Origin of the sequence: Paraburkholderia humisilvae, assembly GCF_902859855.1 — a bacterium.
Lineage (GTDB): Bacteria > Pseudomonadota > Gammaproteobacteria > Burkholderiales > Burkholderiaceae > Paraburkholderia > Paraburkholderia humisilvae.
In genome coordinates this window covers 223,517-241,015 of sequence record NZ_CADIKH010000002.1, presented here as the reverse complement: position 1 = coordinate 241,015, position 17,499 = coordinate 223,517, and the positions used below count along the sequence as shown (strand labels likewise).

The 17,499-nt window shown below is 64.0% G+C and carries 15 protein-coding genes and 4 tRNA genes; 11 read left to right on the top strand and 8 right to left on the bottom strand.

What is annotated here, in order from left to right; genetic code table 11:
- Positions 1-252: 252 nt before the first annotated feature.
- Both HV796_RS02765 and aceA read left to right on the top strand, forming a co-directional pair.
- Entirely contained in the window at positions 253-1,893 is a 1,641-nt protein-coding gene (locus HV796_RS02765) for a DEAD/DEAH box helicase (RefSeq protein ID WP_175224921.1), read from the top strand.
- 392 nt (positions 1,894-2,285) lie between these two features.
- A complete protein-coding gene (gene aceA / locus HV796_RS02760) occupies positions 2,286-3,608 on the top strand; it encodes an isocitrate lyase (RefSeq protein ID WP_175224920.1) in 1,323 nt (440 codons plus the stop codon).
- Positions 3,609-3,748: 140 nt separating this feature from the next.
- On the opposite strand, the gene HV796_RS02755 is transcribed toward aceA, so the two are convergent.
- A complete protein-coding gene (locus tag HV796_RS02755) occupies positions 3,749-4,183 on the bottom strand; it encodes a universal stress protein (RefSeq protein WP_175224919.1) in 435 nt (144 codons plus the stop codon).
- A gap of 213 nt (positions 4,184-4,396) precedes the next feature.
- Complete coding sequence (locus HV796_RS02750; protein WP_175224918.1) at positions 4,397-5,305, bottom strand: LysR family transcriptional regulator; 909 nt, start codon at positions 5,303-5,305, stop codon at positions 4,397-4,399.
- A 250-nt stretch (positions 5,306-5,555) separates the two neighbouring features.
- Between HV796_RS02750 and aceB the strand changes: the two genes are divergently transcribed.
- Entirely contained in the window at positions 5,556-7,148 is a 1,593-nt protein-coding gene (gene aceB / locus HV796_RS02745) for a malate synthase A (protein WP_175224917.1), read from the top strand.
- 64 nt (positions 7,149-7,212) lie between these two features.
- Here aceB and HV796_RS02740 read toward each other — a convergent pair whose 3' ends face one another.
- Positions 7,213-7,617: a gamma-glutamylcyclotransferase family protein gene (locus HV796_RS02740; RefSeq protein WP_175225018.1), complete on the bottom strand. Its 405-nt coding sequence runs from the start codon at positions 7,615-7,617 to the stop codon at positions 7,213-7,215.
- 201 nt (positions 7,618-7,818) lie between these two features.
- Here HV796_RS02740 and HV796_RS02735 point away from each other — a divergent pair, with 201 nt between their 5' ends.
- Positions 7,819-8,712 (top strand): AraC family transcriptional regulator, encoded by an 894-nt coding sequence (locus HV796_RS02735; RefSeq protein WP_175224916.1) that lies wholly within the window; start codon positions 7,819-7,821, stop codon positions 8,710-8,712.
- Between the two features lie 40 nt (positions 8,713-8,752).
- On the opposite strand, the gene HV796_RS02730 is transcribed toward HV796_RS02735, so the two are convergent.
- The 5 genes from HV796_RS02730 to HV796_RS02710 form a co-directional block, all read right to left on the bottom strand.
- Positions 8,753-9,217: a GNAT family N-acetyltransferase gene (locus HV796_RS02730; RefSeq protein ID WP_175224915.1), complete on the bottom strand. Its 465-nt coding sequence runs from the start codon at positions 9,215-9,217 to the stop codon at positions 8,753-8,755.
- A 171-nt stretch (positions 9,218-9,388) separates the two neighbouring features.
- Positions 9,389-9,465: transfer RNA gene (locus HV796_RS02725), tRNA-Asp, on the bottom strand.
- A gap of 50 nt (positions 9,466-9,515) precedes the next feature.
- Positions 9,516-9,591: transfer RNA gene (locus HV796_RS02720), tRNA-Glu, on the bottom strand.
- Positions 9,592-9,678: 87 nt separating this feature from the next.
- Positions 9,679-9,755, bottom strand: a tRNA-Asp gene (locus HV796_RS02715).
- Between the two features lie 102 nt (positions 9,756-9,857).
- Positions 9,858-9,933 (bottom strand) — tRNA-Glu (locus tag HV796_RS02710).
- 482 nt (positions 9,934-10,415) lie between these two features.
- On the opposite strand from HV796_RS02710, the gene HV796_RS02705 reads away from it, so the two are divergent.
- The 7 genes from HV796_RS02705 to HV796_RS02675 all read left to right on the top strand — a co-directional run bounded on the left by HV796_RS02705 (position 10,416) and on the right by HV796_RS02675 (position 17,494).
- The gene (locus HV796_RS02705) at positions 10,416-10,823 is read left to right on the top strand and encodes a hypothetical protein (RefSeq protein WP_175224914.1); all 408 of its coding nucleotides are present in this window, start codon (positions 10,416-10,418) and stop codon (positions 10,821-10,823) included.
- A gap of 237 nt (positions 10,824-11,060) precedes the next feature.
- Positions 11,061-11,705 (top strand): GntR family transcriptional regulator, encoded by a 645-nt coding sequence (locus HV796_RS02700; RefSeq protein WP_175225017.1) that lies wholly within the window; start codon positions 11,061-11,063, stop codon positions 11,703-11,705.
- Between the two features lie 176 nt (positions 11,706-11,881).
- Positions 11,882-12,697, top strand: coding sequence for an SDR family oxidoreductase (locus HV796_RS02695; RefSeq protein WP_175224912.1), 816 nt, complete (start codon positions 11,882-11,884; stop codon positions 12,695-12,697).
- A gap of 145 nt (positions 12,698-12,842) precedes the next feature.
- Positions 12,843-13,775, top strand: a complete 933-nt coding sequence (gene kce / locus HV796_RS02690) for a 3,5-dioxohexanoate:acetyl-CoA acetone transferase (protein ID WP_175224910.1) — start codon at positions 12,843-12,845, stop codon at positions 13,773-13,775.
- A gap of 44 nt (positions 13,776-13,819) precedes the next feature.
- Positions 13,820-14,575, top strand: coding sequence for an N-acyl homoserine lactonase family protein (locus HV796_RS02685; RefSeq protein WP_175225016.1), 756 nt, complete (start codon positions 13,820-13,822; stop codon positions 14,573-14,575).
- A 147-nt stretch (positions 14,576-14,722) separates the two neighbouring features.
- A complete protein-coding gene (locus tag HV796_RS02680) occupies positions 14,723-15,874 on the top strand; it encodes a sugar ABC transporter substrate-binding protein (protein ID WP_175224908.1) in 1,152 nt (383 codons plus the stop codon).
- Positions 15,875-15,955: 81 nt separating this feature from the next.
- Entirely contained in the window at positions 15,956-17,494 is a 1,539-nt protein-coding gene (locus HV796_RS02675) for a sugar ABC transporter ATP-binding protein (protein WP_246355648.1), read from the top strand.
- Positions 17,495-17,499: the final 5 nt, after the last annotated feature.

Sequence of the window (17,499 nt, the reverse complement as noted above, 5' to 3'; positions counted from 1 at the left end):
TCACCCTCCTGCCACGGGCCCAGCCTCTTCTACGGGCCGCCATGTAAGGCTGGCGGCAAGCCTTCCCGGCGCGCCGCATCCGATACAGCTTCTAACGAAAGCTCGCCTTGATTGTTGCGAGCTGCCCCCGTTTTACGGTTTGCTCGCTGATGTTTGCTCGCTGAATCCGACGACTTGGGTATGCCGATTGGCGCCGACGTTTCATCCCCTGGAAATGTCCAAGGGGTTCGTTCCCATGCTTCAAGGATTTTCATGACTTCGAGCAATACCATCAGCCCGTTGGACGCCATCGCCGACGCCGCCCTCGGTCTCGACCCGCAAGCCGCCGCCGAAGAGCGTGCCGCCGCCATGCCCGATGCGGCCGACGCAGCCGGTGCCGTCGAAGGCCCGACGTTCGCTTCGCTGGGACTTTCCGAAGAGATCGTTTCCGCTTTGGTCGCGGCCGGCTACAAGGCCCCGACCCCGGTCCAGCAGCGCGCGATTCCCGCCGCCATCGCCGGACGCGACCTTATGGTGTCGAGCCCGACCGGTTCGGGCAAAACCGCCGCTTTCATGCTGCCGGCCATCGAACGCTTCGCGCAGCTGCAAAAAACCCAGGCACAGCAACCACGCGATGCACGCGATACGCGTGATCCGCGCGGTGATCGCCGCACGCGCCGGCCGCAGCCGGTCGCGCGTCCGGGTCTGCTCGTGCTCACGCCGACCCGCGAGCTCGCGATGCAGGTCACGACGGCCGCATCGACGTACGGCAAGCACCTGCGCAAGCTGCGCACGGTCAGCATTCTCGGCGGCGTCGCGTACGGCCAGCAGTTGATGCTGCTCGCGAAGAACCCGGAAATTCTGGTCGCGACGCCGGGCCGTCTGCTCGACCATCTGGAGCGCGGCCGTATCGATCTGTCGGAACTGCAGATCCTCGTGCTCGACGAAGCCGACCGCATGCTCGATATGGGCTTTATCGACGACATCGAAACCATCGTCGCGGCCACGCCCGCTTCGCGCCAGACCATGCTGTTTTCAGCGACGCTCGACGGCAAGATCGGTTCGCTCACCGGCCGCCTGCTGAAGAACCCGGAGCGCATCGAGATCGCGCAGCGCATCGAACAGCGCGACAACATCGCGCAAACCGTGCACTACGTCGACGACCGCGAGCACAAGGACCGTCTGCTTGACCATCTGCTGCGCGACGCGGGCCTCGATCAGGCAATCGTCTTCACCGCCACCAAGAGCGATGCGGACCAGTTGGCCGGGCGCCTCGCCGACGCGGGCTTCCAGTCCGCCGCGCTGCACGGCGACCTGCCGCAAGGCGCGCGCAACCGCACGATCCGTGCGCTGCGCGAGCGCCGCGTGCGCGTGCTGGTCGCCACCGACGTCGCCGCGCGCGGCATCGATATCCCGGGCATCACGCACGTCTTCAACTACGACTTGCCGAAGTTCGCCGAAGACTACGTTCACCGGATCGGCCGGACGGGGCGCGCCGGGCGCTCGGGTATCGCGGTCAGTCTCGTGCATCATGCGGAGCAAGGCGCGTTGAAGCGCATTGAGCGCTTCGTGCGCGCGCCGCTGGCAGTCAACGTGATCGAAGGCTTCGAACCCCGCAAGGCGCCGCCGGCCGGCGGCCGCGGTGGTTTCGGCGGCGGCCGCGGCCGTCCTGGCGGCAATAGTGGTGGCCGGCGCTTTGGCGGCAAACCGGCGGGTAGCGGTTACGGCGGCGGCAACAGTAACAGTGGCGGGCGCGGATGGAGCGGCAAGTCGTCGTCGGGCGGCAGCCGCGACGGTCACGGCGCATCGCGTGAAAGCCATGGCGGTTCGCGTGACGGTTTTGGCGGCTCGCGTGACGGCGGCTACGGCGCGCGCCGTAGCGACGGCCCGCGTAATCCACGCCGCGGCAGCTGAGCGCTCGCGTTACACGCGACAGCGAACACATAAAAGCCGGGTTCCCCATCCGGCAAACCCAAAAACCGACGCACTGCGTCGGTTTTTTTTCGCCCGCATCCGTTTTTCACAATGTGGAAAAATTCTTTGCCTTGTAAAAAATCTTGCTGCAAGGCACAACTGATGGTGTTGCAGGATGGAAAAATGCCTTCCACGATACGAAACAAATGATTCAAATCATTGATTATTAAAAAATAAATTTCCGAAAAAAACGTTCGCCAGCGCCTGTTGCCGATCGGGTCAGTTGCCTAGACTCTTATATAAGACTTCACGACGGACCCGTCGCAACCGCGCATCCGCTCGCTAAAAGCCACCATTCCACCGATCGATCTTCAACACAAAGGGAGCACACGATGTCACGCGAACAGCAGATTCAACACCTGCAGCAGCAATGGAACACCGACTCGCGCTGGAAAGGCATCAAGCGCGGCTACAGCGCTGACGATGTCGTGCGGCTGCGCGGCTCGCTGACGGTCGAGCACACGCTGGCGAAGCGAGGCGCCGAAAAGCTGTGGTCCGCGATGCACAGCGAGCCATTCGTCAACGCGCTCGGCGCCCTCACCGGCAACCAGGCGATGCAGCAGGTCAAGGCCGGGTTGAAGGCCATCTACCTGTCGGGCTGGCAGGTCGCGGGCGACGCGAACGTCGCCGGCGAAATGTATCCGGACCAGTCGCTCTATCCAGCGAACTCGGTGCCGCTCGTTGTGAAGCGGATCAACAACACGTTCACGCGCGCCGATCAGATTCAATGGTCAGAAGGCAAGAACCCGGGCGACGAAGGCTATATCGATTACTTCGCGCCGATCGTCGCCGATGCGGAAGCCGGCTTCGGCGGCGTGCTGAACGCCTTCGAACTGATGAAGGCGATGATCGAAGCGGGTGCGGCCGGCGTGCACTTCGAGGATCAGCTCGCGTCGGTCAAGAAATGCGGTCACATGGGCGGCAAGGTGCTGGTGCCGACGCGTGAAAACGTCGCGAAGCTGGTCGCCGCGCGTCTTGCCGCCGACATCTGCGGCACGCCGACGGTGCTGATCGCACGCACCGACGCGGAGGCCGCCGATCTCGTCACGTCCGATATCGATGAAAACGACAAGCCGTTTCTCACTGGCGAGCGCACCGTCGAAGGTTTCTTCCGCACGAAGCCGGGCCTGGCGCAAGCGGTGTCGCGCGGCCTCGCGTACGCGCCGTATGCAGACCTGATCTGGTGCGAGACCGGCAAGCCGGATCTCGAATACGCGAAGAAGTTTGCCGAAGCGATCCACAAGCAGTTCCCGGACAAGATGCTGTCGTACAACTGCTCGCCGTCGTTCAACTGGAAGAAGAATCTCGACGACGCGACGATCGCGAAGTTCCAGAAGGAGCTTGGCGCGATGGGCTACAAGTTCCAGTTCATCACGCTGGCGGGCTTCCATTCGCTGAACTACTCGATGTTCCATCTCGCACACGGCTATGCGCGCACGCAGATGAGCGCGTTCGTCGAGATGCAGCAAGCGGAATTCGCCGCCGCCGAACAGGGCTTTACGGCGGTCAAGCACCAGCGCGAAGTCGGCACCGGCTATTTCGATGCGGTCACGCAAACCGTCGAACGCGAAGCGTCGACCACCGCGCTCTCCGGCTCGACCGAAGACGAACAGTTCTTCGATCAGCACGTGTCGCTCGACAAGAAGGTCGCGTGACGTGGCCAACGGTCGGCTGACGGATAGCCGACTGTGGATCAATTTCGGGCCGACTGCGGGTTGACTGCGGATTGACTGCAGTACGTGTCGCCGGTGCAAGCCGGCGACACGTACGCGTTCGTCACCAGCGATTTACACATCTATCGATAGACGATCACCGGAATCTTCGTATGCGTGAGCACGCGTTGCGTCTCGCTGCCGATCAGCAGGCTGCCCAGCCCGCGCCGACCGTGCGACGCCATGAAGATCACGTCGCAGCCGCTCTTCTCGGCCGCTTCGATGATGCCGAGGTACGGCGACGGATGCACGCTGGTCTGGCTCGTGCACGTAACACCCGCGCCGCGCGCGGCCTCTTCGACTTCACGCAGGTGGTCGCGCGCCTCGCGTTCGCTGCGATCCTGGAAATCGACCGGTGGTTCAACGACCACTTCGGAGAACGGCGAATACGGATATTGCGGCAAACAGGCATAAGCGGTCACGCGCGCACCGACCGCCTGCGCGAGATCGATCGCGCCATCGATCGCTTTCTTCGACAGTTCCGAACCATCGGTCGGCACGAGGATATGCTTGAACATGGTGCTCTCCGTCGTCGACTGCAGGTGCACGATTGGTCTGCGGCACATCAACACCGGCGGCGAGCGCTCCGGGGTGGTGGCGACAGGCCTGCTCAAACGATTGTAGTGCGCCGAAATTCCGTGCACGCGGCGCTTGAGGGTGAGTCCGCATATCGGAAACCCGCGCGGCGCGCGCAGCGATGCGTCATGCAAGATTCAGCAGGACAGCGAACCTCACGCCCGATCCCAATAGCCAGGCTCAGCGTAGGTCTCCTTGATGGAATCGAGAAAGAGCCGCACACGCAGCGGCAAGTGACGGCGCTGCGCGAACACCGCATGAATGCCGATCGGCGGCGCGGCGAATGCATCGAGCACCGTCGCAAGCCGCCCCGCCACGATATCCGCGCCGACTTCCCACCACGAGCGCCAGGCGAGCCCGTAGCCGGCCAGACACCATTCGTGCAGCACCGCGCCATCCGAGCATTCCATCGTGCCCGACACCTTGATCGTGACGATCTTGCCGTCCTGTTCGAACACCCAGCCGCGCTGCGGGTTCGCGCTCGCCGCCAACGCGAGACAATTGTGATGCGCGAGTTCGGCGAGCGTGCGCGGCGTGCCGCGTTGCATCAGATAGCGCGGCGCCGCGACGCATACGCGGCGATTCTCGCCAAGCCGCAGCGACACGAGCGACGAATCGGGCAGTTCGCCGAGACGCACCGCACAGTCGAAACCTTCGTTGACCAGATCGACGAGCCGGTCGGACAGATCGAGCGTGACCGTCACGTCCGGATGCGCGGCCGTGAACGCTGCCACCCGTGGCGCGACATGCAGCCGCCCAAAGCCCGCCGGCGCCGACACGCGCAGATGCCCGCTCGCCTTCACCCCGCCTGCGGACACGCTCGCTTCCGCGTTGTGCATGTCGTTCAGGATGCGCTGGCAGTCTTCGAGAAACGCCGAGCCTTCAAAGGTCAGCGTAATGCGCCTCGTGGTGCGCACGAACAGCTTGACGCCCAGCCGCTCCTCGAGCGCATCGATGCGGCGTCCGATGATCGCAGGCGCGACGCCCTCGAGTTGCGCGGCCGCCGACAGGCTGCCGCGGGCCGCGACGGTGGCGAAGGTTTCGATCTGCTTGAAGCGGTCCATCGTGATATGCGCCGGCGACGCGCGCCCGGAATTGGTGAATCGCGACAGATTATGTGCATGAAAGTAAAAGATCAAGTGACGTAACCGGTCTTTTCAAGCACCTATAGTCATAAATAAAATTATCTTCTGAATCTGGCAGGGTTGCGCGCCGCGCTGCCATTGCGCCCACGCCGCTGCCCCGGCGGGCTGACCGACCCGGCAGCGCGCCGCCACCTGTGCCGATTAACCTGACCGACCAAGGAGAAACATCATGGCGAACCCGCTGCCGCTTGCGCAGGGAATGAAGATCACCGGCGAGATCAAGCCCGGTTTCGAAACCATTCTGACGCGTGACGCGCTCGAACTCGTCGCGCAACTGCACCGCGCGTTCGAACCGCGGCGCAAGCAATTGCTCCACGCGCGCGCCGAACGGGTGACACGCCTCGACGCCGGCGAACGCCCGGACTTTCTGCCGCAAACGAAGTCCATCCGCGACAGCGACTGGACGATCGCGCCGCTGCCGAAAGATCTCGAATGCCGCCGCGTCGAAATCACCGGTCCGGTCGATCGCAAGATGGTGATCAACGCGCTGAACTCGGGCGCCGACGCGTATATGACCGACTTCGAAGATTCGAACGCGCCGAGCTGGGACAATCAGATCACCGGCCATCTCAATCTGAAGGATGCGGTGCGCCGTACGATCTCGCTCGAGCAGAACGGCAAATCGTACAGGCTCAACGACAAGGTCGCGACGCTGATTGTGCGTCCGCGCGGCTGGCATCTCGATGAGAAGCACGTGACGATCGACGGCGAGCGCGTGTCCGGCGGCATTTTCGACTTCGCGCTGTTTCTGTTTCATAACGCGAAGGAATTGCTGGCGCGCGGCAGTGGCCCGTACTTCTATCTGCCGAAGCTCGAAAGTCATCTCGAAGCGCGGCTGTGGAACGAGATCTTTATCGCCGCGCAGCAAGCCGTCGGCATTCCACGCGGTTCGATTCGCGCGACCGTGCTGGTCGAAACGATTCTTGCCGCGTTCGAAATGGACGAGATTCTGTACGAACTGCGCGAGCACAGCTCCGGGCTGAACGCAGGCCGCTGGGACTACATCTTTTCGGCAATCAAGAAGTTCAGGAACGACGAAGACTTCTGTCTTGCCGACCGCGCGCAGATCACGATGACGGTGCCGTTCATGCGCGCTTACGCGCTCGAACTGCTGAAGACCTGTCACCGCCGTCACGCGCCGGCGATCGGCGGCATGAGCGCGCTGATTCCGATCAAAGGCGACCCGGCCGCGAACGACAAGGCGATGGCCGGCGTACGCTCGGACAAGGCGCGCGATGCGACCGACGGCTACGACGGTGGCTGGGTCGCGCACCCGGGTCTGGTGCCGATCGCGATGGAAGAGTTCGTCAAGGTGCTCGGTGAGCGGCCGAACCAGATCGGCAAGCAGCGCCCGGACGTCAACGTGACGGCGACCGACCTGCTCGACTTCAGGCCCGAGTCACCGATCACCGAAGCGGGCTTGCGCAACAACATCAATGTCGGGATTCACTACCTCGGTTCGTGGCTCGCGGGAAACGGTTGCGTGCCAATTCACAACCTGATGGAAGATGCGGCGACCGCGGAAATTTCGCGCTCGCAGGTGTGGCAATGGATTCGCTCGTCCAAAGGCAAGCTCGACGATGGCCGCAAAGTAACCGCGGAACTCGTGCGTGAATTGACCGGGCAGGAACTGGCGAAGGTCAAACAGGTAGTCGGCGGCGAGACGAAGACCTACGATCGCGCGGCGCAGATTTTCGGCGAGATGTCGACCTCGGCGAACTTCACGGAGTTTCTGACGCTGCCGCTTTACGAAGAACTTTGATCGAACAGCGTCGCGAGCACGAGCTGCGAGTCCGCACGCCCGCGACGCCGTTTGTGTCGCGCCGCTATTTGCGTGCGCGCCGATAGGCGACCCAGTCGCCGGAACCGATCTCCGGCAACCCTTGCACCGCATGTCGCTGCACCGGGTAGTAAAGACAGTCGAACGCGGCGCCGTCGATATCGACGGTCACCTCGTGCTGCATGAAAAGACCCGCGTCGCCCGGATAGACTTGCTCGATCTGGTCGAGCACCGCCACGAGGCGCTCGTCGATCTCGTAGACGTCGCCCTTCACGTGGACGCCATCATCATCGGGCACGAAGCCCGGATAGTTGCCGAAGTCGAATAGCCGACCGCGCACCGACGCCTCACCGACCAGCTTCGGCATCGCGAGCGCGCTGCGCGCGGCTGCCTGGCCAATATCGTTCACTTCACCGGCGCGCAAGGTGCCGTACACGAACACGTATCGCATCGCGCGAATGTCCTCCGTCATCAGATGTCGCCCGAAGGGTAGGACGGCCGGCGCGCAAGGCGCCGGTCGTGCGGGCAACGAACCGGGTGCCATTATGCATCCGGCCGCGCACGCGCACCCGCGACGCGGGCATCCCTCTACAATGGGCCACTCCCTACACAACGACAGCGCCGTTGGCTGCCCGCGACCCTCGCGTTCACGATGACTGAGCCCACCCAACCTGTTCTGTCGGACCGCGTCGACTTCGCCGATATTCCGCCCGAATTTGCGCCGACGCCGCGGCATCCGATTCGCGTGCGTTCCCGGCCGATGCCGGCCGGCGTGCGCATCGCGCGCCACACGCATGCCTGGGCGCAGGTCGCGTATGCGTCGCGCGGCGTGCTGCGCATGACCACCGTCGGCACGACCTGGATGGTGCCGCCGTCGCGCGCGATCTGGGTGCCGCCGCACGTGCTGCATGAGGTGACGATCGTCGAAGAAGCGTTCTTGCGCACGCTGTACGTGTACGAAGACGCCGTGCCGCCGGGGCTCGACGCGTGCCGCGTGGTTGAGGTGTCAGGGCTGCTGCGTGAGCTGATCGCAGCGCTCGACACGCCGGATCTCGCGCCCGAGCGCGAACGGCTGCTCGGCTCGCTCGCGCTCGACGAAATCATTCGCTCGGAGCCGTTGCCGCTCGCGGTGCCGATGCCGACCGAAAAGCGGCTGCGAGCGCTATGCGAGGCGGTGCTCGCCGATCCGGCCGCGACCGATTCGCTCGAGCGTTCGGCGTCGGCTGTGGGGGCGAGCACCCGCACGATTGCGCGGCTGTTCCGCCAGGAACTCGGCGTGAGCTTTTCGCAGTGGCGCCAGCAGGCTGTGCTGGCACGCGCGATTCCGCTGTTAAGCCAGGGACGGCCGCTCGCGCAGGTTGCGCAGGTGCTCGGCTATCAGAGTCAGAGCGCCTTCTCCGCGATGTTCAGACGACAGTTCGGCGAAAGCCCGCGCGCGTTCATCGTGCGCGGCGCCGAGCACCGCACCGCGGATGGCGACGATCCGCAAGACCTGCTCGACGACGAGCGCCCCGACGCGGCGTTGCCGGATTCATCGGGGTCTTGAAAGCCATTCCGGAATAAAAGCGCCGCCACTTCGGCGTCGATCAGACGCGGCGCGCCATGTGCCGGATCGATCCGAGCTGCGCGAGACGCGGCCCGGCAAGCCGATAGCCCATCCGCTGATAGAGCCGGGCCGCCGGGTTGTCGACGAACACCCGCAGCTGCAGCTCCTGCAGCCCACGCGCCCGGGCCCAGCGGTGCGACATATTCAGCAGATAAGTCCCCGCGCCGCGCCGGCGATGCCCCTCGGCGATCTGCACATCGCGGATATGCAGCGAGTCGCCCTCTTCGGTAATGCGCAGCACGCCTATGCGCTCGCCATCGACTTCGAGAATGAAGTTTTCCGATTCTCGCCAGCTGGCGAGAAACAGATCGCCGCGCCAGACGAGGTGGTGACGACGGTAGTAGCCGCCCATGTTGTTACGCGTGAGCGCCTCCGCGAACGGGAAGTCGTCCATACTGGCCTCGCGCAACTGGAATGGGGACAGTTCTTCGGTCGGGTCGAGCATCACGCGGCGCAACAAAAGTGGATTCGGGAGGGTGCGATCAACGTTAAGATACGCTGCCGCCGCTGACAATGGCTGATTGCCCCAGCCGATACGTCACGAAATACGCCGAGACCCAAAACAGTACGCCAGAACGCAAAAAGCCCGCTGACGAATCAGCGGGCTTCTCTTGATTGGCGGAGCGGACGGGACTCGAACCCGCGACCCCCGGCGTGACAGGCCGGTATTCTAACCAACTGAACTACCGCTCCCATGCTGCTCATGTGCCCCGCGGATGTCGGACCTTCCGCGAGCCTTTGTCTGGCGTCCCCTAGGGGATTCGAACCCCTGTACTCACCGTGAAAGGGTGATGTCCTAGGCCTCTAGACGAAGGGGACCTGCTACGACTGATGACTGCACTTACATCTTTAATGAAAAAGCCCGTTGAGGCGCACCTTCAACGCGCACCTGAACGGGCTCAATCGTGGCGGAGTGGACGGGACTCGAACCCGCGACCCCCGGCGTGACAGGCCGGTATTCTAACCGACTGAACTACCACTCCAGTCTTTGTATCCTGCCTGCGAGCGTCGGTTAAGTCTCACAAGCTGCGCTGCCTGCAATATAGGCGATTTGACCGCCCGTACCGCAAACGACGCTGATATCCTGGCGTCCCCTAGGGGATTCGAACCCCTGTACTCACCGTGAAAGGGTGATGTCCTAGGCCTCTAGACGAAGGGGACAAAATCTTTGCAGATCTGTCGCAAACTGCTGCGGCTTGACTTCTACCGCCGGCTTCCGTCGCTTATCTGTTGCTAACTTCTGACTGCAAATCAGCGAAGAACGCCATTCTAACTGGCTCACAGCGCTTTGTGAAGTGCTTTTTACTACCCGCCCCCAATACCTGAGCGATCTTTACCGCGGATTGTTTCGACTTGCTTCAGATGGCGGCGCTGCAATTTCACAAACTTCTGCTGCGACAACAGAGCCTGCGATTATACGCAGCCGCCTCGACGCGAGGCAAGCCCTTTTGACGCCAAGCATCAAAGCGCATCGCCGTCGCGCCAAACGTAGCGCGAGCGAACCTGTTCCGGTCAGTCAAGCAATCTGGTGCTCCTGAAACACCTCCGGCCGCCGCGCTTCGCTACCCTTCGATCTGATCAGCATACGCGCCAGCGGTCACGCTGCCGGAGCGCGACTCCTGCTGCTCTTTCGCGGAAGTGCTATGACCGACCCCGCTCCGATCATCAACCGGATCGATGCGCGCCACCTGACCGGGCTCGAGCTCGCGCAGGACGGATCGTGCTTTGCGCTGCAAGGCGTCGACTGCAACCATGCCGAGTGGTCGCTGCATCTGCCGACCGCGTGCCTGCAGCACCTGATCCTTACCCTGCCGAACCTGGCGCTCAAAGCGATGCGCGTGCAGCACCACGATGACACGCTGCGCATTGTCTACCCGGCACACTCGATCGCGGTCGAACTGGCCAGCGACCAGCGGACCTTTATCCTGACGCTACGGACGGAAGACGGATTCCACGTGTCATTCGGACTTTCCGCTGAACAGTGCGAAACGGTCGGCGACAGCCCGCGCCTCGCCAAATTGATATCGAATGAGCTGGGCCGGCCCTCGTAGCGCCTCGACCCACGGTGAACACCACCGCGCCGCCCCCGCCCGAACCCGCTTTGTTATGCGCTCCGTGTTTTCCCTCGGTTGACGTGCACGATCGAGCCGCGCAGACTGCATCTCAGAGCAAGTGTGATCACAGGTCACACATCGCAACCGATTCGCCCAGGACGCCTGGAGGAACTTGTGACAACCCGCGTAGCGACGAAAGAGCTGCCGCCGCTCGAACTGGTGGCAAGGGACACGATGGCGAGCCGCGTCTACGCGCAATTGCGCGAAGCGATCATGACCGGCCGTTTCGCACCCGGCCAGTTGCTGAGCCTGCGCGGCGTCGCGGATGCAGTCGGTTCGTCGACGATGCCGGTCCGCGGCGCGATGACGCGCCTGCAAGCCGAAGGCGCGCTGATCGACGGCCCCGGCCGCGCGCTGATGGTGCCGCCGATGACCCTCGAGCTGCTCGAAGAATTGCGCGACGTGCGCATCGCGCTCGAAGGCTGCGTCGCCGCGCGTGCCGCGACGCGGATGTCGCACGCGCATCTCGCGACACTGCAGCAGGTATTCGACACGATGGACGCGCATGTTGAAGCCGGCGACGTCTCTGCCTATCTGCGCAGCAATTTCGAATTCCATGTGGCGATTTACACGCATGGCGCAAGCGATGTGACGCTCGCGACGATCCAGAACCTGTGGATGCGCATCGGCCCGTTCCTGAATCTGGTCGCGCCGGACATTCCGCATATGCGGCGCTCGATGGACGCACACCGCCTGATCGTCGAAGCGCTGTGGCGCGGTGACGGCGAAGGCGCGCGCGCGGGCATCGCGCAGGACATCGGCGAATCGGCGGACGATTTGCGTGAGCGGTTAGTCGAACAGCAGGAGGCGAGCGCGTAACGACACTGCGCGGACGCGCACACGGCAGCAGCGCGCGCCCGAAGGCACGCAGCATGCGTCACAGCCGTTCCACGGAGTCGAAGTATCGCGTAGTAGACCGAATCGTTGTCCGCCGTGGTCGTATCGCGGACACACGACGGACATACCCCATACGGATTACGACGGAGACAACAGCAATGACGATTCTATCCATGTTGACGCCGCGCGCGGGTCTGCGCGTGCTGGTGACGGGCGGCGCATCCGGCATCGGCCTCGCGATCGCACAGGCGTTCGTCGAAACCGGCGCGCGCGTGCATGTATGCGACGCGAGCGAGCAGGCCATCGATGCGCTGCAGCACACTCAGGAGCCAGCGTCGAAAGCCGGCCCGTCCGCCATCACGGCAACGCTCGCGGACGTCGCCGACCGCGATGCGGTCGACCGCGTGTTCGCCGACGTCAGGAAGCAGCTCGGCGGGCTTGACGTCCTGGTCAATAACGCGGGCATCGCCGGCCCAACCGGCGGCGTCGACGAGATCGACGTCGGCGAATGGGAACAGACGGTCGATATCAATCTCAACGCCCAGTTCTACTTCGCACGCCGCGCGGTGCCGCTGTTGCGCGAGGCACGCGAAGGCGGTTCGATCATCGCGCTGTCGTCGGTGGCGGGACGCCTCGGCTACGCGTATCGCACGCCCTACTCCGCAACCAAATGGGCGATCGTCGGCCTGACGAAAAGTCTCGCCATCGAACTCGGCCCGACCGGTATCCGCGTCAATACGATCCAACCCGGCATCGTCAAAGGGCCGCGCATCGAGCGCGTGATCGCCGCGCGCGCGCAGCAGCTTGGTCTCTCCTATGAAGACATGGAGCGGCGCTATCTCGACACGATTTCGCTGCGCCGTATGACGACGCCCGAGGAAGTCGCGGCGACCGCGCTGTTCCTGTGCTCGCCGGCCGGCATGGGCATTTCCGGCCAGGCGATCTCCGTTTGCGGCAACGTCGAAGTACTGTAGCGCCGCCGGGCGACGGGAGCCGCTGAGGTTCGCGGTTCCAGGCCGATTCAGGCAGTTTCAAACGGCCGCAACCGTCGCCGGCCCGTTTCACCGGTTTCTCTTTCGCGGACTCCACCGCGAAAACCTGACGAAACACGAGGACAACATGGCAGCCAAGCGAAAAGTCATCATCACCTGCGCGCCGACCGGCGCAATCCATACTCCGTCGATGTCGCCGTATCTGCCGGTGACGCCGCGGCAGATCGCCGATGCCGCGCTCGCCGCCGCGAAGGAAGGCGCGGCGATCCTGCACCTGCACGCGCGCGACCCGAAAGACGGCCGACCGACGCAAGACCCGGCGGTGTTCCAGGAATTCCTGCCGCGCATCAAGGCCGAAACCGACGCGGTGATCAACCTGACGACCGGCGGCAGCCCGCATATGACGGTCGCCGAGCGCTTGCGCCCCGCGCATCACTTCCAGCCCGAGGTCGCGTCGCTGAACATGGGCTCGATGAACTTCGGCCTGTATCCGATGCTCGCGCGCTACAAGGACCTCAAGCACGACTGGGAGCGCCAGCACCTCGAAAAGAGCCGCGACCTCGTGTTCAAGAATACGTTCGCCGATATCGAGTACATCCTGACTTCGTGCAGCGACAACGGCACGCGTTTCGAGCACGAGTGCTATGACATCTCGCACCTGTACAACCTCGCGCATTTCGTCGACCGCGGGCTCGTGAAGCCGCCGTTCTTCGTGCAAAGCGTGTTCGGTCTGCTCGGTGGAATCGGTGGTCATCCGGAAGACCTGATGCATATGCGCCGCACCGCGGACCGCCTGTTCGGCGACGCCTACGTATGGTCGATTCTCGGCGCGGGCCGCAACCAGCTGCCGCTCGCGTCGATCGGCGTTGCCCAGGGATCGCACGCGCGCGTCGGCCTCGAAGATTCGCTGTGGATCGAACCCGGCAAGCTCGCCGAATCGAGCGCCGCGCAGGTCGTGAAGATCCGTCAGGTAATCGAAGGGTTGTCGCTCGAAGTTGCGACCCCGGCGGAAGCGCGCGCGATGCTCAAGCTCAAAGGCGCGAACGAAGTCAACTTCTGATTGCGGAGACGAGCGTGGCTACTCCCGAACTCAAGGTCGTTGCGATGCCGACCGGCTGGCTCACCGTCGACAGGTCGTCGCTGATCTATGCACGCTACTACGGCCAGCAGATCCGTATTCCGGTGTGGTCGACCGCGATTGTCGGTGCGGAGAAAAAGATCGTCGTCGATACCGGCATTCATGACCCGGGATGGGTCAGCAGCTTTATCTGCCCATGCGATCAGGCGCCGGAAGAACGGCTCGAGCGTGCGCTCAAGGAATACGTCGGCTGGCGCGCGGACGATGTCGATATCGTGATCAACACGCATCTGCACTACGACCACTCGGGCGGCAACACGCTCTTTCGCAACGCGCGCTTCATCGTGCAACAGACCGAATGGGAATATGCGGGCCGTCCGCTGCCGACCCAGGCTTCGTTCTACCAGGAGTTTCTGATCGGCCGCGAGCCGCTTGCCTGGTTCCGCTGGCAGTTCGTCAACGGCATCGCCGACATCGTGCCGGGCGTGCGTGTGATCCCGACACCGGGCCATACACCCGGCCATCAGTCGGTCGCGGTGAATACCGCGCAAGGCGTGGTCGTCGTGACCGGCGATTGCGCGAACTGCATGGAGAACATCGTCGATGGCGTACCGGTCGGCATCGTGCACGAGACCGGGGCCGAACTCGCGTCGTTAAAGCGCATCCGGCAGATCGCCGACATCGTGATTCCCGGGCACGACCCCGACGTCGTACCCGGTTCGGCGGGGCTGCGCCTGCCGGATTCGGCGCGCGTGCCGCACGTCGAAAACACCGCAGGGTAAGCGCAGTCGAGTCGTCGTCTGGCGCGCGGTCGGACAGTCGCGCGTGCAGCACGCTTTACCAGAAGCACCACAGCGAAGACAACAACCGCGCTTCAGACGCGCGGATCACAATCGAACAATCACAACCCAGAAGGATTGGAGGCAGACATGAACGTTTTGACGCACATCCTTGGTCGTGCGAGGCGGCTGCTACGCAGTGCCGCGCTCGGAGCGTCGCTCGCCGCGGCGTGTATCGGCGGCCTCACCTTATCCGGGCCAGCCGTGGCCGCGGGCAAGTACAAGATCTTTCTGTCGATGAGTTACGTCGGTAACGATTGGCAGACCGAAGCGGCCAATATGGTCAAGGCGATGGCCGCGACACCTGAGCTGAAGGACAAGGTCGATCTCGAAGTGCAGGTCGCCGGCACCGATGCGCAACGGCAGATTCAGCAGATCAATTCGATGGTGCAGGCCGGCGCGAAGGCGATCGTAATCTATCCGATCTCGCCGACCGCACTCAATCGCGCGATCAGGAACGCCTGCTCGAAAGGCGTCGTGGTCATCGCGTACGACGGCGAAGTGACCGAGCCGTGCGCGCACAACATCACGATCGATCAGAACCAGGCGGGCACCGTCACCGCCGACTGGCTCGCGAAGACCTTGAACGGCAAAGGCAATATCGTGATGATCACCGGCGTGCCGGGCACCTCGGTCGACCGCGCACGCACCGAAGCGGCCAAAGCCGTGTTCGCGAAGTACCCGGGCATCAAGATCGTCGCGGAAGGCACCGGCATGTGGAGCCAGGCGACCGCGAAGACCGAACTGTCGAAGATTCTCGCGACCAACAGCTGGGACAAGATCGACGGCCTGTGGATGCAGGTCGGCTGCTTCACCGCCGCGTCGATGCAGCTGGACGCGGGCATTCCGGACAACAAGATCAAGCCGTGCGCGGGCGAGTCGTCGAACGGGCACCGCATCCAGATGCTGCCGCCTGGCACCGTGAAGGGCGAAGGCGCGTATCGCTCGATCGGCTACCCGTCCATCTCGTACGGTTCGCCGCCCTATTCCGGCGCGCTGGCGCTGAAGCTCGCGGTGCAGAAGCTCGACGGCAAGGACATCCCGGCGCGCGTGACGCTCAAGCTGCCGCTCGTCGAAACGTCGCAGTCGAAGCTGTGCCAGACCGGCTCGATCGCGGAATTGCGCGCCGGCTGCACGGCCTTCCCGCCGGACAAGGTGCCGCCGGGCTGGTTCGCGGACATCTATTCGCCCGAGACCAGCGAAGTCGGCTTCAACGCCGCACTGACCGGCAAAGGCGACTAAGGGCAATCAAGGGCCACCGGGGTCGAAGTCGACCCCTGAACGCGCCATGCTCAACCCCTCACGTTGCAACGGAGTCCGACGATGACGGTCATGACCGAACCTCGCGAAACCCACGCGGATCACTGGGCGATCGACGTCGCGAACGTCACCAAGCGCTTTGGCGCCACGGTCGCGCTGAACAGCGCGTCGTTCCAGGTGCGGCGCGGCGCCGTGCATGCGCTGCTCGGCGAGAACGGCGCCGGCAAGTCGACCACCGTCAAGCTGCTGTCCGGCCTGATCCGGCCGGACGAAGGCCGCATCGCGATTCTCGGCCGCGACGTGCAGATGCGCGAGCCGAAGGACGCGCATCGCGCCGGCGTGCAGACCGCGTTTCAGGAGATGACGCTGGTGCGCGATCTGACGGTTGCACAGAACCTGCTGCTCGGCAATGAACCGTCGGGCCTGTTCGGCCGCATCAAGCGCGCGGACGCGCAGCGGCACGTCGCACAGTGGCTCGACAAGCTCGAGCTGACCGACGTGCGGCCTGGCGCCTATGTGCGCGACCTCGCGCTGCCGGTGCGGCAAAAAATTGAAATCGCCAAGGCGATGATCCGCGAGCCTCAGGTGCTGCTGCTCGACGAGCCGACCTCGGCGCTATCGGGCCGTGACGTCGCGTGGCTCGCGCGCCGCATCGACGAGATGAAGGCGCGCGGCGTCACCTTCGTGTTTATCTCGCACCGGATGCAGGAAGTGCGCGAGTTCTGCGACAGCCTGACGATCTACCGCAACGGCCGCGACGTCGGCGCGTTCGACACGAAGGACATCTCCGATGACGAAGTGATTCGCCTCGTGATCGGCCGCTCAATGGAAGCGAAGTACCCGCCGAAGTCGCCGCCGACGTTCACCGCGCCGTCGCCGGCGCTCGAACTGCGCAATGCGCGCGTCGACGGCGTCGTCGACGATTTCAGCCTCACGTTGAAAGCCGGCGAAGTGCATGGCATCGCCGCACTGCAAGGGATGGGACAGCGCGAGCTGTTCGAGGCGCTGTTCGGCGCCGAGTATTTCGACGCCGGGCAGATGCTGGTCGACGGCCGTGCGGTCACGCTCACGTCGACCGCCGATTCGCTGAAAGCCGGCGTCGCCACGAGCCTGCTGCCTGAGGACCGCAAGACCGAAGGTCTGTTCCTACGTCTGCCGGGCGGCGAAAACATCTCGCTGCCGGTGATCACGCGCTACACGCGTTTGGGCCTGATCGACCGCAAGCGCGAGCGCGCGGCGATCGAGCGCGTGCTGGCGCAAATGGAAGTGAATCCGCGCGCGGTGTACAAACCGTGCCTGTCGTTTTCCGGCGGCAATCAGCAGAAGATCGCGATGGCCAAGTGGCTGCTGACGCAAAGCCGCGTGTGGCTGATGTTCGACCCGACGCGCGGCATCGACGTCGGCACCAAGCACCAGATTTTCGTGCTGATGCGCGCGTTCGCGGCGGCGGGCGGCGCGGTGCTGTTCTACTCGACCGACGTGCCCGAGCTGGTCAACGTGTGCGATCGCGTATCGGTGATGTACCGCGGACGTAACGTCGCCGAACTCGACGGCGACAGGCTGACTGAAGAGAACGTGATGCGCAGGATGCTGGCGAGCTGAACCGC

Coding starts and splice junctions, on each gene's coding strand:
- HV796_RS02765 (WP_175224921.1), top strand. CDS start 253: ATGACTTCGAGCAATACCATCAGCCCGTTGGACGCCATCGCCGACGCC.
- aceA (WP_175224920.1), top strand. CDS start 2,286: ATGTCACGCGAACAGCAGATTCAACACCTGCAGCAGCAATGGAACACC.
- HV796_RS02755 (WP_175224919.1), bottom strand. CDS start 4,183: ATGTTCAAGCATATCCTCGTGCCGACCGATGGTTCGGAACTGTCGAAG.
- HV796_RS02750 (WP_175224918.1), bottom strand. CDS start 5,305: ATGGACCGCTTCAAGCAGATCGAAACCTTCGCCACCGTCGCGGCCCGC.
- aceB (WP_175224917.1), top strand. CDS start 5,556: ATGGCGAACCCGCTGCCGCTTGCGCAGGGAATGAAGATCACCGGCGAG.
- HV796_RS02740 (WP_175225018.1), bottom strand. CDS start 7,617: ATGCGATACGTGTTCGTGTACGGCACCTTGCGCGCCGGTGAAGTGAAC.
- HV796_RS02735 (WP_175224916.1), top strand. CDS start 7,819: ATGACTGAGCCCACCCAACCTGTTCTGTCGGACCGCGTCGACTTCGCC.
- HV796_RS02730 (WP_175224915.1), bottom strand. CDS start 9,217: ATGCTCGACCCGACCGAAGAACTGTCCCCATTCCAGTTGCGCGAGGCC.
- HV796_RS02705 (WP_175224914.1), top strand. CDS start 10,416: ATGACCGACCCCGCTCCGATCATCAACCGGATCGATGCGCGCCACCTG.
- HV796_RS02700 (WP_175225017.1), top strand. CDS start 11,061: ATGGCGAGCCGCGTCTACGCGCAATTGCGCGAAGCGATCATGACCGGC.
- HV796_RS02695 (WP_175224912.1), top strand. CDS start 11,882: ATGACGATTCTATCCATGTTGACGCCGCGCGCGGGTCTGCGCGTGCTG.
- kce (WP_175224910.1), top strand. CDS start 12,843: ATGGCAGCCAAGCGAAAAGTCATCATCACCTGCGCGCCGACCGGCGCA.
- HV796_RS02685 (WP_175225016.1), top strand. CDS start 13,820: ATGCCGACCGGCTGGCTCACCGTCGACAGGTCGTCGCTGATCTATGCA.
- HV796_RS02680 (WP_175224908.1), top strand. CDS start 14,723: ATGAACGTTTTGACGCACATCCTTGGTCGTGCGAGGCGGCTGCTACGC.
- HV796_RS02675 (WP_246355648.1), top strand. CDS start 15,956: ATGACGGTCATGACCGAACCTCGCGAAACCCACGCGGATCACTGGGCG.